This is a genomic window from Bacteroides sp. GM023, assembly GCF_014750685.1.
Taxonomy (GTDB): Bacteria; Bacteroidota; Bacteroidia; order Bacteroidales; family Bacteroidaceae; genus Bacteroides.
The window spans coordinates 439,590-454,442 of record NZ_JAAXGE010000005.1 but is presented as its reverse complement, the minus strand read 5'-3'; the positions used below and the strand labels follow the sequence as shown (position 1 = coordinate 454,442).

Genomic DNA, 14,853 nt, shown 5'->3' with positions numbered 1-14,853 from the left:
ATTCTGTTTTTATTATCTTAATACAATGGCCGGACTTTGAAGCAGTTCTTCCACCCTATAGGCAGCCGTATAGCCCTGTAAAGTGAATCTGACGACATCGCTGGCTTTGGCTTTGGCAGCTATCGTAAAAGAATAGTTGCTTCGACTGTTTACCGTAAAATTAGGTACAATGCTCGTGTCCGATGATGTAACTCTGTAATTAGGGACTTGGAGCAAGTTATTATTCTGATATACCCGGATGGTATTAGTGACGGCTACTCCACGTTGCAGCACTGTTCCGATACCGATAGTCGTCGGGCTGAATCCCGGGGCGGAGATGACGATGTTCTCATCACTCACCGCTTTCGCAGTAGTGAATGCGACAGTTTGAGCGCCGGAAGGTTGCGATGCATAGGTATGCTGGTAACCTCCGTCAACGGCTGTCCATCCGCTTTGCGTGGTATGCAGGTTTTCGGTGGCGATGAATACTGTCAACGGATAAGTAACTGGATAATCGGGATACGATGGCACGGTAAATGTGAACTGGGCGGTATTGTTGGTACCGTAATTCACCAGATTATTTCCATTGACGGCTACATCGGTGAAGTGTCGTGACTTCACTTCGATTTCCTGCGTTTTGAAAATATCATTGGCTATCAGAATCGTTTCGTCACTATTCTCAAGACTTGTGCGGAAGTTTAGCGTTTTGGTTCCGGGGTCGGTTGCCCAATAGATATATTGGTAGCCTCCGTTGGTGTACTCTATCTGCAAGTTCTTGTTGGGAGCTACCGGATAAAGATTGGCGGTAGTGATGGCACACTTCAACGGATAAAGATACGACGGTATGTTGGCAGGTATGGTAAACTGCAATGTCATATCCTGGTCACGTGCCGTATATACTTCCGGCGACAAGGAGGCAGGGTCAAACTGATACAGTGCACTGGATACCACGGTGATGGTACGGGACAGTATCCCGGCTTTCACGGTGATGGTAGCTTCTTGTTGTCCCGCAATGATACGGGATACATCAGCAGTAATCGTACCGTTGCCGTCATAATTGAGGTTATGAAGTATGTTTCCCTGGTCTTCGGCCAGGACTACGCTAATTTTTGAATTGTCGGTCACTCCGTTTTGGATGTACTGAGCCGATACATTTAAAGTACCACCTCTGACAAACAGGAAGTGAAGACGGCTCACCGTCAGCACATTATTATTGTTGTCGGCAATGGTGGGAGAATCTTTAAAAATCTCCGCATATATATTGTTAGAAGATTCCGCGCTCTTGGCGTCGTCAAAAGTCGTACTTCCGTTGGCATTTTCGCTAAAGGATTTTATCACCACTCTGTAATGGTAATTTCTGACAATAGAATAGGGTTCCTTATTGCTGTCGAGAAACTGAATCTTATAATATAGTATGTCAGTTTTTCCCTTCAGGCGACCGCTGATGATGATATAAGTCTGGTCGTTGAAATAGTTCTCGTTTTCGAACATATATTTTGGTTCCATGGTGCAGTCGTCAGAAGTCTGACTGGCTTTAGGGGTGGAACCATGCGCCAGGGTCGGTTTGCCGTCTATGATGACAAATGGAGTGACGGCTGCGTCCGGGTTGAATGGAGCTGCCGTACCGCTGCTTGCATAATTACAGATAGTGTATCCCGTTACTTCAAAGTTATCGGCTTCGTTTTCTACGGTCACTTTAGCTTGGTTGCGATAAAGAATGATATGGGGCGAATCACTGGCTGAAGCGAGGACCTGCCTGCCCCAAAATACCATTTTAGCACTGGTGAAAGAAGGAATCAATTCCCGTTCATCTTTCTGCAAAGCGGCACGTTCGTCGAAGCTATCCCATTGGTCATAGTTGGCTATGAGATGGATAATGCCCGTATTATCTGGAATTTCTGCCTGAAATGTTCCGGTTCCGTCATCATTGCCGGTCAAGAGAGACGGATGCACCCGTCCGATGAAAAGCCCGTCGGTATCAAAGGCCATCAGCCACAGGTCATTCACTGCATTTTCGCTGGCCGTAGCACGGCTAAGTACAGTTTTATAATCGGGTATATCGACAGAGAAACGAAAAGTAGTCCCGTTCTTTTCCGGTGACGGATTCTCCGGGCTATCCTCGTATGTGCACGAAGCAAGCAGAAGTCCGAAGAGGGTTATATAATAGATAAATCTTTTCATACATTTCTAATTTTATTCCAATTGTTGTGTTACCGGATGTCACGGACACAGCGCACGGCTGCGTTCAGAGGACCGAAACTATTTCCATTTCCCACCCGGGGGTCCATAAAACGGACGGCACTGACAGCATTTGAACTCCAGTAATAATGTCCTTCCAAAATTGCTTTTACTTCAGCGACTTTGACATTTTGCAGAATGTCTATCATATAGATTTCCGCTTGTGTAGGCATACGCCAGTCGGAGTAGGTTTCGCCGGTAGTGGCGTCTCTTTCCACATAATCACGGCATTTGATTCTTGATTTGGCATATGAATCCGCCGTTGTTGTTCCATATTGCGAAGCAAGCATCATATGCGGAGAGATTCTCCGGTTGTTTTCTTCCGTATCGATACTGGCTCCTTCACTATCCCTCAAAGGATAGCCCAACACGGCATTGTCACGTATATAGTCGGCATAGGATTTTCCCAATGCAGGGTCTGGGTCGTAATGGGAGAAACCGGTACCGAACGCTTCATCAAATTCATCCGGATAGGGAAGCGTAGAGAAGTCGGCGACAAACGAGTTTATGATATACATTTTCGTATTGTTCTGTCCGTCGCTTCCACCGGGTACGTCTGCAGATGTATCGGAACCAAGGTATAAAGCCGGATATTGTGAAACGGTAACCTTTTGCGTCAACCCTACTCCATTCTTTACCTGGAAAGTTATTTCTTTCGCCAGGAAATTTTCAGGAAGCGGGCTAGTGATACTGATGGTTCCTGATTTCGCATTCGGTGTGGATACGATTTTTATATCCTTGCTGCCATTGGCTACGGAAACTCCGTTCACAGTTATACTATTTATTTCCACGTCCGGTGTAGAGGACTGGAAAGTGGTGGTGAATTGAGTACTGTTGGGCATGGAAATCTTCGTATCCTTCACGTAGATAAAGTTGACACCTTCTACGGATACCAGAATTTCATGGGTAGTCCAGTCTTGTATGGTATAGCTGCCATTCAATTGCACGGCAGAATGGGGATCGGTATCTCCCTGCTTGTCTATATTTACCAGAATGTCATAGAGATGATTGCGTTCAAGTTTATAGAGGCTTTCTTCCTGTCCGGCAGTTCCGTCCGGTAGACGATAATTGACCGGTATCCGGTAATAGTTCTGCGTTATCGCATGGCTATCCGCATCTTTTACGGGTACGTTGATGAGCACATACGTTTCACGGCTCGTATCTTTCGTCCAGTCGTTGGCATATGAATATAGGATAAATTGTCCATTATATCCTGCACCCGTATTGAGAGCGGTAAACGAATTCATGGTTTGCAACTGCGGGGGCATTACTGCTCCTTGCGCAATGGATGAACCGTCAGCGGCATAGTTTACTATTTTCTTGGAAGGCTGTTCACCGTCCAACGGAGTAAATCCGTTCACATAGTTCAGCGTGATCCTTATTTTGGCGGCAGCACGCCGGAGGGTGACGGGAATCTCCTTGTTGGTGATGATTCCGTCATTCAAGACCATCGCCTGTTCGCCGTCCATCAGGAAAGTATCTTGTTTTTTATCCGCATCCAATACAGGGGCGGCCAATGCTTTCAATTGGGTAAGGGTCAATCCGGCTTCGGGAATGGTCGCCGTATGGTTGGCAATGACGTAGACGGTATGTTTCACATTCAATGCAAATCTTTCCTGTGCCACGTCCAGTACTTCCAGATGTTCTCCGGTTCCGGTCAGTTGCGGAGAAAGGGCGAAGTGCTGGTAGAACAGACAGTCGTCTGCTCCTTCCCGGTAAATGAAAACATCGAGTGTCTGTATCGCGTTCTCATTCAGCGCGTCTTCGCCGGCTTCCTCCGTAGTTGCCGCCCTGGAAACAACTGGACGTGGGATGGAAAGTTTCAGAGTGATTCCGTTCACGTCTGCTACTCCGGCGGATTCCACCGGAGATTCACTCTCACAAGAGGTGATACCCCAAAGTAGTAAGAGCATGAACGGAAGTATATATAGTTTGTTTTGTTTCATAATTCAAGCTATTTATATTCAGTTTGACTGATTAATATATCTGTATCGTTATCGCCCGGAAATTGGCGGACGCCATTCTGCAACGGATTAATTTTTAGTTTCGCACCGTCTACGGTGATATAGAACATCGTGCGCCTTGCGGTTCCATTCCAGGGTTTGGTAGCGCCTATTTTTATTTCATAAGCAGCATCCCGGGCTATTCCTTTGGAAACAGCCGGAGTTCCGGCAACAGAGCCGTCGGTTCCAAACGCAAAGTCAAGGCCATTGGTTAATGTGGCAGTCCATACGGCACCTGTAGGTGCTGTCAGGCTGAAATTATAATCAGCGTAAGAGGTTTCATTGCGGGCTTCGCCATTCCATATATACGGGAATTGCACGACTCCGGTAGTAGCTCCGGCATCGTTGCCATTGAAAGGCAGGAGACGATAGTCGCCTTCCTTCACTTCATGCCCAATTTCGGAAGATACAACGCTCCATGGATAAGGAGTTGTTTTGATTATCAACTGATTGTCAGGATGGTCGAGCATAGCCATCACGCGATAAACCGTATTATGCAGCAGGCTGTATTTGTTGGCAGTCTGTCCCTGGTCTGTGAGATAACCCCGGTATGTATAACTTATCCCATTAAATAAGGCCGTTATACGGATATAGGGGGTATTTGCATCCGGTTTACCGCCGGAAACGATATTCCGGTACGTATAGAACGAAGCATTAGCATTCGCCGGAACAATTTCCGACAAATCAGATGGCATGGGTTGCAGGGTTCCGTTTTCAGTAATCGGAAAGGTTACATTTTGCAATTGGACAGTTGCGGGCATAGCCATGCTTTCCGGGCTGGCATAGGTATTGAGTACCTGGTTGACAAATTCAATCGAGGTCACTGTGACAGTAGACTGTTCCAATCCTTGATTCTTGAACATATAGATGTCCAGTCGGGCAGCCAGCCGTTCCATCGGAATTTCGGCAACGACGTATTCGCTGTTAATCGGAACTTCTTTTTTTCCAATCATCAGGATACTGTTGTCACTGAAGCCACTGCCGGACACGGTCAGGCTTTCCAGTTGCTCCATTGTCAGGTCGGTAGCAATAGGAATAGAAAATGTCTTGTCCGGGTCATTGTAATTGGCTATTGCATAAATGATTTTTGTTTGCGGTGATACATTGACTGAACGTGATAGCTCCTGCAGCCTTTGCGGAGTAAATTCCGGAATCAGTTCGGAATACTCGCAATATCCATCAGCTTTATTGAATATATAAAGCGCAAGACTGGAGAAACTGCCGTCATTTCCTTTGGTCAGCACATCTTCTTTCGGTGTGGTACTAATCAGAAAATTAAGTCGAGCCTGATTATGGGTTGCATCTGATACCGGAGTCTCGCTCTCACTACATGAATAAAGAAAGAGTGCGAGAATAAACATCTGTAAACAGAGCCGATATTTTACTATTAGTTTCATATTCTATGTTGGGGTTATTGCCCCGGTCTGATCGTTTCTTCGTCCCAGGGTTTTACTGTTATGGCGGTTCCATTGAAACGGATACGGATTCCTACCGTCACTTCATTGATACCGTCTACGGTAATGTCATTTTCCTTCATGAAGTCTTTCAATTGCAGGGTGTACAGTTTTTCATTGCTCTGTGTATTGTACAATTGAAGATTTACTTCATTCTCATTATTAAATCGTAACACGTTGAACTTCGCGCCAAACTTTTGTGTGCCGGAATTATAATTAAGCACCGGGTAATAAGAGATTTGTTCTTTCGAAAACGATTTGGCGAAATCCACTGTCGGGCTCAAGTTCCCCATTTCTATACTGACGGGCGAAACTGCCGTTCGTGTATCGCTGATATCAAGTCCTTCCAATTCTACAAGCATCTTGATATGTGCGCTGCTGAAGAGAACGGTGTCTACCTGATAGTTTTCATTACGTATTATAATCTCCTTTTCTCCAAAATACAGGCTGTCATTCGTCGTTATCAGTTCTTTGGTGAAGTAATGGGGGGCTCCGACAAGATTTTCGTTCGGTGAAGCACCTTCATTTATCCGCGTATCGCTAAGGGAGTTCCCCCAACAAACAACATGATATTGACCGCTTGGCAAAGTCAAGGTGGTGCCCTGTTGGCGATGCAGCTCGCTCTTATCGAGGGCAGTTTTCTGCACACATACGTTGTTTTCATTGTATATGTACATATCCACCTTTTCTATTTTCTGAAGAAAGATATCCCGTGTTCCGTCACCCAGATAGTCGAAGTACAAAATTGTCTCACAATCATCCAGATTTTCTTTTATACACCCTGTCACCGTTACCAGCAACAAGGTGTACAGCATTATCACCTTCTTCATATTTTTTGTTTATGGTTCTGCCGAAGCTTACTGTTCCAAGTCGAATCCCGGGGTTATTGTTTCTTCATTCCACGGGGCAACAGTGACATGTACCAATACATTATATTGTATATTACCCAGGTCATTGTCCAACATCGGTATCAATTCGATTTCCATGTTATAAAGTGTACCGGGTTTAAAGTCAGCAGCCGTTAATTCGGTATTTATACTTTTGTAATATTTCACGATGTTGGCGAAACGAGCGCTGTTTGCCAGTTCGGGGTTGAACACTTCCGGATCGGAGGATGCGAGGTCGCCAATTACCAAGTCGGCAAGGTCAAGATGCAGTTGCGGTATAGCTGTGCCCGGGAAGAAGTTAAAGGCATAGCATTTGCCGGCCAGGTCGAGTGGAAGATTACCATAAGTATCATCTGCCGAGTTGTAAATGGCATAGCTGGCAAAGGAAGCTGCGTCGATAATCGGTCTGTTGTCAAATGTCCACATTCCTTGTAGAATATGTCCTTCGGCAGTCGAGTTTAGCAGCAGGTTGTCCAATGTTCCCGGTTGATTGAAAAGGTTATAGAAGTTATTCATATAAATACCTTTCACGTTTCCAGTGAACTGTGTCCATGTAACAGTGGCTTTCTTGTTTACTCCGTCGATAGAACGGGTGAAGTCAAAGCTGCCTGCATTCTTGAAAGAGATTTTAGTGATTTGCATACGGGCTACAATCGGTGCTATGGTGACGTTTGCCGTATAAGTCTTTCCGGCTGTCGGAGTCGGGTTGATTGGTTCGTCAACAATAGGTGTCAGATCGTCGTCCATTCCGTAATAAAGTACTGCACTACCCTGCTGCTCGGCTAGTTTGGTATTGACTACATTATCTTTTACGGCATTTCCCGGATTACCGTAAACATACACTTTAGAAACAGATTGAGGAATATTGATGAACTTCAATCCCAGGGTGGGATCTATCAGTTTATTCCAGTCTGAGTTGGCGATATCATCTTTTATCACTGATTTGGAAGTAATGATCTTGCCATTGACATCAGTCAGATTTATCAGGACACTGTTCACATCCTTTACGCTCGATGTGATGATATCCGTTGGAGAAGATGCTCTCGAACCGACTTCACTTTTGATTCCGCTCAATGATACTGAAAGAGATTTTATTTCGTTCTGTGCAACAGAGACATCGTCTTTGTCACTGCAAGAGAATAGGAACATTCCTGCAACTCCTGCCAATAATAGCTGTTTAATTTTCATGTCTATTAAAAAATAAATGTTTATAATTTTTTCCAAGTCTATTTTTTCTACGTACGTTCAGCTTGGAGAATTAGAACAACGTCAAAATAGAAAAGTTCCCGCTTTCTATTCTTATTTGGTATAAACAGGAACAAAAAATGGGGTATTTAATGTTTTTTATCCAATATTGTAGCGAATACAAGCAATTACTCTTTCCCGAAAAGGAACATAAAGTAAGAAAGCTAAACTTTCCTAAACCACCGCTTATATTTAGTCGGAATAATTTGTGAGTAAGAAAGAATTTCCTTTTATTTGCAGGAAATTTTAATAATACCAGACATGAATAACACATTCCCAACAGAAGGGAATCTTTCAGGGCTCAGCCGTGAAGATTTTCAAAAGGAGATAAACGATAAGAAAACAGATTTATTTATCCTCAAAAACACAAAGGGAATGGAAGTAGCTGTAACCAATTACGGATGCGCCATTCTTTCTATTATGGTACCGGACAAAAACGGTAAGTATGCTAATGTGATTCTCGGACACGACAGCATTGACCATGTAGTCAACAGCCCGGAACCTTTCCTGAGTACGACTATCGGACGCTATGGCAACCGTATCGCCAAGGGTAAATTCACTCTATTCGGCGAAGAGCACGAACTCACCATCAATAACGGACCTAACTCCCTGCATGGTGGCCCTACTGGTTTCCACGCCCGCGTTTGGGATGCTATCCAAATTGATGAGAGTACAGTACAATTCAACTATGTTTCTGAAGACGGCGAAGAGGGTTTCCCCGGTAATCTCGAAGTAGAAATGACCTATCGGTTGGAAAACGAAGTAAATGCACTGACTATCGAATATCGTGCTACAACCGACAAAGCTACAGTGGTAAATCTGACTAACCACGGTTTCTTCAATCTCGCCGGCATCGCCACCCCTACTCCTACTGTCAACAATCACATTGTTACTATCAACGCTGATTTCTATACGCCCATCGACGAAGTTTCTATCCCGACAGGAGAAATTGCCAAAGTAGAAGGCACTCCAATGGATTTCCGTACTCCGCATACCGTAGGCGAACGTATCGATGACAAATTCCAGCAATTGGTATTTGGCGCGGGATATGACCACTGTTATGTACTGAATAAGATTGAAAGCGGTTCGCTCGACTTGGCTGCCACTTGCAAAGACCCGGAAAGCGGACGTATCATGGAAGTGTATACTACCGAAGCCGGCGTACAGCTTTACACTGGTAACTGGCTCAACGGATTCGAAGGTGCCCACGGTGCCACATTCCCTGCAAGAAGCGCTATCTGCTTCGAAGCACAGTGTTTCCCGGATACGCCGAACAAACCTCATTTCCCATCGGCTACTTTGCTGCCGGGTGATGAATACCAGCAAATCACTGTCTACAAATTTGCGGTAGAAGAATAATAATCAAGTAAATAACTAACCTAATTTTATAAACTAACATTTTTTTTGAACCATGACACAAGAAAAAAAGAACGGTAATCTCGTCGCAATTATTACGATGTTCTTCATCTTTGCGATGATCTCTTTCGTTACAAACCTCGCTGCTCCTTTCGGTACGATTTGGAGAAATGAATATGCGGGTTCGAACACTTTAGGTATGATGGGAAATATGATGAACTTCCTGGCATATCTGTTTATGGGAATTCCTGCCGGTAACATGCTCGTTAAGATCGGTTACAAGAAGACTGCATTGATTGCAATGGCAGTAGGTTTCCTCGGTTTGTTCACACAGTATCTCTCCAGCTTATTCGGAGCAGGTGCCGAAGTATTCGCATTCGGTGAGTATGTTATCAAATTGAACTTCGTCATTTATCTGCTGGGTGCATTCATCTGCGGTTTCTGCGTTTGTATGCTTAACACAGTAGTTAACCCGATGTTGAATCTTCTTGGTGGCGGTGGTAACAAAGGTAACCAGTTGATTCAGACAGGTGGAGCTCTTAATTCTTTGTCTGGTACATTGACTCCGCTTTTCGTAGGTGCTTTGATCGGTACTGTTACTGACAGAACAGCTATGTCGGACGTTGCTCCTCTCCTGTTCGTTGCAATGGGTGTGTTTGTTGCTGCATTTATCATCATCTCTTTTGTTGCTATCCCCGAACCTCACCTTCAGAAAGGTGGCGTGAAGAAGGAAAAATTCTCTCACAGTCCCTGGAGTTTCCGTCATACTGTATTGGGTGTGATTGGTATCTTTATCTATGTAGGTATCGAAATCGGTATCCCGGGTACTTTGAACTTCTATCTTGCCGACGCAAGTGACAAGGGTGCCGGAATCATGATGAACGGTGCTGCCATCGGTGGTGCAATCGCTGCTATCTACTGGCTGTTGATGCTTGTGGGACGTACTGCAAGTAGTGCTATCAGCGGCAAGGTTTCAAGCCGTGCACAGTTGATCGTTGTTTCTGCTACTGCTATCATTTTCGTATTGATTGCTATCTTCACTCCGAAAGATGTTACGGTTTCAATGCCGGGTTACACTGTAGGTGAAGGCTTTATGATGGCTCAGGTTCCTGTCAGCGCACTGTTCCTTGTACTTTGCGGTCTTTGTACTTCTGTAATGTGGGGTGGTATCTTCAACCTTGCTGTAGAAGGATTGGGAAAATATACAGCACAGGCTTCCGGTATCTTTATGATGATGGTTGTCGGTGGTGGTGTATTGCCATTGATCCAACAAAGTATTTCTGACTCTGCCGGTTACATGGCTAGCTACTGGCTGATTATCGCTGCTCTTGCTTATCTGCTGTTCTACGGCCTGGTAGGTTGCAAAAATGTCAATAAGGATATTCCTGTGGAATAATAATATATTCATTTATTCACCTTTAAACTATTAATATCATGGATACAGAATACGTAAGAAGTCGATTCATTAAACACTTTGACGGAACTACCGGATTTTTATATGCTTCACCGGGTCGTATCAACCTGATCGGTGAACACACTGACTACAATGGTGGATTCGTTTTCCCGGGTGCAGTAGACAAAGGTATGATTGCTGAAATCAAACCGAACGGTACTGACAAAGTGAAGGCTTACTCCATCGACTTGAAGGATTATGTAGAATTTGGCTTGAACGAAGAAGATGCTCCACGCGCTAGCTGGGCAAGATATATTTTCGGTGTTTGCCGTGAAATGATTAAACGTGGCGTTGACGTGAAGGGATTCAATACTGCTTTCGCAGGTGATGTGCCTCTGGGTGCAGGTATGTCTTCTTCCGCTGCTTTGGAAAGTACATATGCTTTCGCATTGAACGAACTGTTCGGCGAAAACAAGATTGATAAATTCGAATTGGCTAAAGTGGGTCAGGCTACAGAACACAACTATTGTGGTGTGAACTGCGGTATCATGGACCAGTTTGCTTCTGTATTCGGTAAAGCTGGCAGCTTGATTCGTCTGGATTGCCGTTCACTGGAGTATGAGTATTTCCCATTCCATCCGGACGGTTACCGTTTGGTTTTGATGGATTCAGTAGTTAAACACGAATTGGCTTCTTCTGCTTACAACAAGCGTCGCCAAAGCTGTGAAGCTGCTGTTGCCGCTATCCAGAAGAATCATCCGCACGTAGAATTCCTGCGTGACTGTACTATGGCTATGCTTGAAGAAGCGAAAGCTGACATCAGCGCTGAAGACTATATGCGTGCAGAATATGTAATCGAAGAAATCCAACGCGTGCTCGACGTTTGCGAAGCATTGGAAAAAGATGATTACGAAACTGTAGGTCAGAAGATGTACGAAACTCATCACGGTATGAGCAAACTGTACGAAGTAAGCTGCGAAGAACTCGACTTCCTGAATGACTGCGCTAAAGAATACGGTGTGACCGGTTCACGCGTTATGGGTGGTGGTTTCGGTGGTTGTACAATCAACCTTGTTAAGAACGAATTATATGACAACTTCGTTGAAAAGACAAAAGAAGCTTTCAAAGCTAAATTCGGCAGAAGCCCGAAAGTGTATGACGTAGTAATCGGCGACGGTTCCCGTAGACTGGAATAAGAGATTATTCAAGATTAGATAATTAAAAGGGCGGCTTCCATCACGGGAGCCGCCCTTTCTTTCTCAAATTAACAAAAACCTAAAACCTATTATCTATTGATTTAACTAACCCAAAATCCTTATTACTATTCTTTTTACTGTACGCCTTCTGTCGTCATCTGTATCCTTTTCATTGTACCGTCCTCGTTATAGTACAAACGGTCGATACAAACAGAACGGCGGAAACTACCACCTGCGGTATTGATACCGCCATTGTGGTAAATGAAATACCAGTCTCCTTTAAATTCAATGATAGCCTGATGGTTGGTGTTGGAGTTTCCGGCCAGTTCATTCAAGATACCTTTATATTCCCAGGGCCCCGTTATACTACGGCTCATTGCATAGCAAATCTTTTCGGGAAACTCCGAAGCGTAAGAAAGGTAATACCAGTCTCCACGTTTATGTATCCAGGGGGCTTCCGTGAAACGGGGAAGATTAATGGGAATAATCGGGCCGTCCAGTTCAATCATGTTCTTTTTCAGTTTGGCATAATAACACTGGGTATTTCCCCAACAGAGATATGCCTGACCGTCATCGTCGATGAAAACTGTCGGGTCAATGTCGTCCCACCCGATTTTGGTATATTCGGTAGTCATGTCATTGGTGACCAATGCTGAACCGCGTGCGTCCGTAAATGGACCTATCGGTGAATCAGAAACGGCTACGCCGATAGATTTACCGGGAATTGTGCCATGTTCTACTGTGACATACCAATAGAATTTGCCGTCACGTTCAATAACCTGGCTTGCCCAAGCTTCTCCTTTTGCCCAGCTGAAGTCTTTAGCCTTCAGGGGAACAGGATGCTCCGTCCATGTTTTCATGTCTGGAGAGGAAAAGACACACCATTCATTCAGCAGATAATGTTCTTTAGGCGGAGGACATTCATCGTGTCCGGCGTAGATATATACTTTTCCGTCATATACCATAGCGCCCGGGTCTGCTGTATATTTATATGTAATGATGGGATTGCCGTTGGCTACAAAAGTAGTGTCATTCTGCGCTGACAGCCCGGAAAAGGCTGTCAGTGCGAATGAGAATACAACGAATCTAATCTTATTTATCATTTCTTCGTAAATTTATAAACCGCAAAGGTAGCCGGTTCCAGTTCGGTGGTAAAGACTGTGCCTTCAATGGATACCGGAGTTTCCTGCGGAGTGATGGCAAAAGGTTGTTCAAGGGTATTATCCTTATCCAAATCAAGTGAACGAAGTTTGATGCAACAGCCATTGGTCAGTACATCCTGTTTCTTCAAGCCTTCAAAGTTCAATGAAATCGGTTGGGGAGTGCCGGAAGTATTGGCAACTTTTACTATCAGTTCATTCTTGTCTTTATCGTAAACGGCACTTGCGAAAAGTCCGTTCTGTCCTTCGGAACCTGTCACGTTTTTCTTGTTCATAGTAAGCGGGAGTACATTCGTTCCCTTGTTTTGCGCATATAGTTGCTGAACATAATAGCTAGTGGTACGCACGGAATTCAGGTTATCAAACCAAATCATGTCCGGACGCCATTGCCATCCTTCCACGTGAGCGAAAAGCGGGGCATAGGTGGCCATATGAACAATATCAGCGTTACGTTCCAATCCGGTCATGAATGCAGCTTCAAGCAAAGCGGCGTTGAAATGATTCCATTTCTTACCTTTCCCGTGGCAGGCATATTCACCGGCAAATACTTTCGGACCTTTACGGTCGTAGTTATCATAGCGCGCACCCTGACTCAGAAACCAACTTTCGGGACGATAGAAATGTTCGTCTACCAGGTCGGCTTTCAGACGTTTCATTTCAGGCCACAGGTAATCAAATTCTTTTCCTTCGGAGTTCGGACCCGAGCTACCTACAATTTTCATGTCCGGGTATACTTTGCGGATAGCTTTGATAAACGGTTCGAGACGTTCAGGATATTCTTTGCCCCATTGTTCGTTACCAATTCCGATAAATTTCAAATTAAAAGGAGCCGGATGTCCCATATCGGCACGTACTTTTCCCCAAGTCGTATTTACATCACCATTGGCAAATTCTATCAGGTCGAGTGCATCCTGGATATAGTGGTCCAGGTCGCATACTGCTACGTGAGCTTTCGGGTCATCATTCTGATATTGGCAGGATAGCCCGCAGTTCAGAATCGGAAGAGGTTCCGCATTCATTTCTTCGGACAACAGGAAGTATTCATAGAATCCCAGCCCGTAGCTTTGGTAATAATCCGGGAAGAAACGGTGAGTGAAAGTGTATTGCCAACGATTCTCATTCAAAGGGCGATTTTCTACCGGACCTATGGATTTCTTCCAGTCATAGCGGGTATCCAGGTCAGTACCTTCCACGATACAGCCACCGGGGAAGCGGAAGACTCCGGGATGAATATCCGCCAAAGCCTGTGCCAGGTCTTTACGAAGTCCGTTTTCATGGCCTTTCCAGGTATCTACCGGGAAAAGGGATATGTGTTCCAAGTCTACGGTTCCTTTGGAGGTAAGGAAAATTCGGAGCGTAGATTTAGGATTGGTAACGTCCGGTTTCAGGATAACCTGGTATTTTTTCCAGTCTTTTGAATCGACAGTCAGGTTTTGTGTAGCGAAAGCCTGACGTTCACCCATAGATTTCGTATCGACAAGTTCTATTCTCAATGTTTCCTTTGTTCCTCCTTGCGGCAAACGTGCCCAGACAGAGAAGCGATACTCCTCTCCTTTCTTGACGCCGATGCCAAAGAAACCTTCGTTATCCAGTCCGGTATGCTTATGTGCGTGCCCGGGGTCGGAAAGACGTACGTAATGCGGATTGCGTTCAAAAGGACCGTCGTCCATCAATGATACTTTGCCGTAGGTATTCCATCCCATTAGGTGTTGGGGAAATTCGAATGAGCGGTTCTTTACCAGCTCTGCGTAAAGTCCACCATCGGCAGCATAGTTGATGTCCTCAAAAAAAAGTCCATACATTGTGGGTTGGATTTCCGCACCCAGCTTCTTCGTTTGTATCACCAACTCATTGGTTTGCGCATGAAGTGCCATGCCGGTAGATAAGGCTAATACAGCCAATAAATTTGTGTATCTTTTCATGGTTTTCAATATAAAATTAT

General features: G+C 44.7%; 10 protein-coding genes. 3 read left to right on the top strand and 7 right to left on the bottom strand.

Features of this window, described 5'->3' with window-relative positions:
• Nucleotides 1-12: 12 nt before the first annotated feature.
• From HC965_RS12755 to HC965_RS12735, 5 genes are read right to left on the bottom strand one after another with little or no spacing between them, the layout of a single operon-like run.
• Nucleotides 13-2,160: a hypothetical protein gene (locus HC965_RS12755; RefSeq protein WP_191031809.1), complete on the bottom strand. Its 2,148-nt coding sequence runs from the start codon at nt 2,158-2,160 to the stop codon at nt 13-15.
• A gap of 29 nt (nt 2,161-2,189) precedes the next feature.
• Nucleotides 2,190-4,163 carry a fimbrial protein gene (locus tag HC965_RS12750; protein ID WP_191031808.1) on the bottom strand — a complete coding sequence of 658 codons (1,974 nt, stop codon included), beginning with the start codon at nt 4,161-4,163 and terminating at the stop codon, nt 2,190-2,192.
• Between the two features lie 8 nt (nt 4,164-4,171).
• Nucleotides 4,172-5,617 (bottom strand): DUF4906 domain-containing protein, encoded by a 1,446-nt coding sequence (locus HC965_RS12745; RefSeq protein ID WP_191031807.1) that lies wholly within the window; start codon nt 5,615-5,617, stop codon nt 4,172-4,174.
• A gap of 14 nt (nt 5,618-5,631) precedes the next feature.
• Nucleotides 5,632-6,504, bottom strand: a complete 873-nt coding sequence (locus tag HC965_RS12740) for a FimB/Mfa2 family fimbrial subunit (RefSeq protein ID WP_191031806.1) — start codon at nt 6,502-6,504, stop codon at nt 5,632-5,634.
• 27 nt (nt 6,505-6,531) lie between these two features.
• Entirely contained in the window at nt 6,532-7,749 is a 1,218-nt protein-coding gene (locus HC965_RS12735; protein ID WP_191031805.1) for a hypothetical protein, read from the bottom strand.
• Nucleotides 7,750-8,067: 318 nt separating this feature from the next.
• On the opposite strand from HC965_RS12735, the gene HC965_RS12730 reads away from it, so the two are divergent.
• The 3 genes from HC965_RS12730 to galK are packed head-to-tail and all read left to right on the top strand — an operon-like array spanning nt 8,068 to nt 11,751.
• Nucleotides 8,068-9,165 (top strand): aldose epimerase family protein, encoded by a 1,098-nt coding sequence (locus HC965_RS12730; RefSeq protein ID WP_191031804.1) that lies wholly within the window; start codon nt 8,068-8,070, stop codon nt 9,163-9,165.
• Nucleotides 9,166-9,217: 52 nt separating this feature from the next.
• The gene (locus tag HC965_RS12725; RefSeq protein WP_191031803.1) at nt 9,218-10,558 is read left to right on the top strand and encodes an MFS transporter; all 1,341 of its coding nucleotides are present in this window, start codon (nt 9,218-9,220) and stop codon (nt 10,556-10,558) included.
• A gap of 38 nt (nt 10,559-10,596) precedes the next feature.
• A complete protein-coding gene (galK, locus tag HC965_RS12720; protein WP_167964203.1) occupies nt 10,597-11,751 on the top strand; it encodes a galactokinase in 1,155 nt (384 codons plus the stop codon).
• A 134-nt stretch (nt 11,752-11,885) separates the two neighbouring features.
• Here the strand turns inward: galK and HC965_RS12715 are convergent, their stop codons facing one another.
• Together HC965_RS12715 and HC965_RS12710 are read right to left on the bottom strand one after the other, a co-directional pair.
• On the bottom strand, nt 11,886-12,854 hold the full coding sequence (locus tag HC965_RS12715) for a glycoside hydrolase family 43 protein (protein WP_191031802.1): 969 nt from the start codon (nt 12,852-12,854) through the stop codon (nt 11,886-11,888).
• Nucleotides 12,851-14,833: an alpha-L-arabinofuranosidase C-terminal domain-containing protein gene (locus tag HC965_RS12710; protein WP_191031801.1), complete on the bottom strand. Its 1,983-nt coding sequence runs from the start codon at nt 14,831-14,833 to the stop codon at nt 12,851-12,853. Before HC965_RS12710 ends, HC965_RS12715 begins: the two co-directional genes overlap by 4 nt.
• Between the last annotated feature and the right edge of the window lie 20 nt (nt 14,834-14,853).

Bases quoted from the DNA above. Each gene is read 5' to 3' on its own strand.
- HC965_RS12715 (WP_191031802.1), bottom strand. From the start codon at position 12,854: ATGATAAATAAGATTAGATTCGTTGTATTCTCATTCGCACTGACAGCC.
- galK (WP_167964203.1), top strand. From the start codon at position 10,597: ATGGATACAGAATACGTAAGAAGTCGATTCATTAAACACTTTGACGGA.
- HC965_RS12710 (WP_191031801.1), bottom strand. From the start codon at position 14,833: ATGAAAAGATACACAAATTTATTGGCTGTATTAGCCTTATCTACCGGC.
- HC965_RS12750 (WP_191031808.1), bottom strand. From the start codon at position 4,163: ATGAAACAAAACAAACTATATATACTTCCGTTCATGCTCTTACTACTT.
- HC965_RS12725 (WP_191031803.1), top strand. From the start codon at position 9,218: ATGACACAAGAAAAAAAGAACGGTAATCTCGTCGCAATTATTACGATG.
- HC965_RS12735 (WP_191031805.1), bottom strand. From the start codon at position 7,749: ATGAAAATTAAACAGCTATTATTGGCAGGAGTTGCAGGAATGTTCCTA.
- HC965_RS12740 (WP_191031806.1), bottom strand. From the start codon at position 6,504: ATGAAGAAGGTGATAATGCTGTACACCTTGTTGCTGGTAACGGTGACA.
- HC965_RS12755 (WP_191031809.1), bottom strand. From the start codon at position 2,160: ATGAAAAGATTTATCTATTATATAACCCTCTTCGGACTTCTGCTTGCT.
- HC965_RS12745 (WP_191031807.1), bottom strand. From the start codon at position 5,617: ATGAAACTAATAGTAAAATATCGGCTCTGTTTACAGATGTTTATTCTC.
- HC965_RS12730 (WP_191031804.1), top strand. From the start codon at position 8,068: ATGAATAACACATTCCCAACAGAAGGGAATCTTTCAGGGCTCAGCCGT.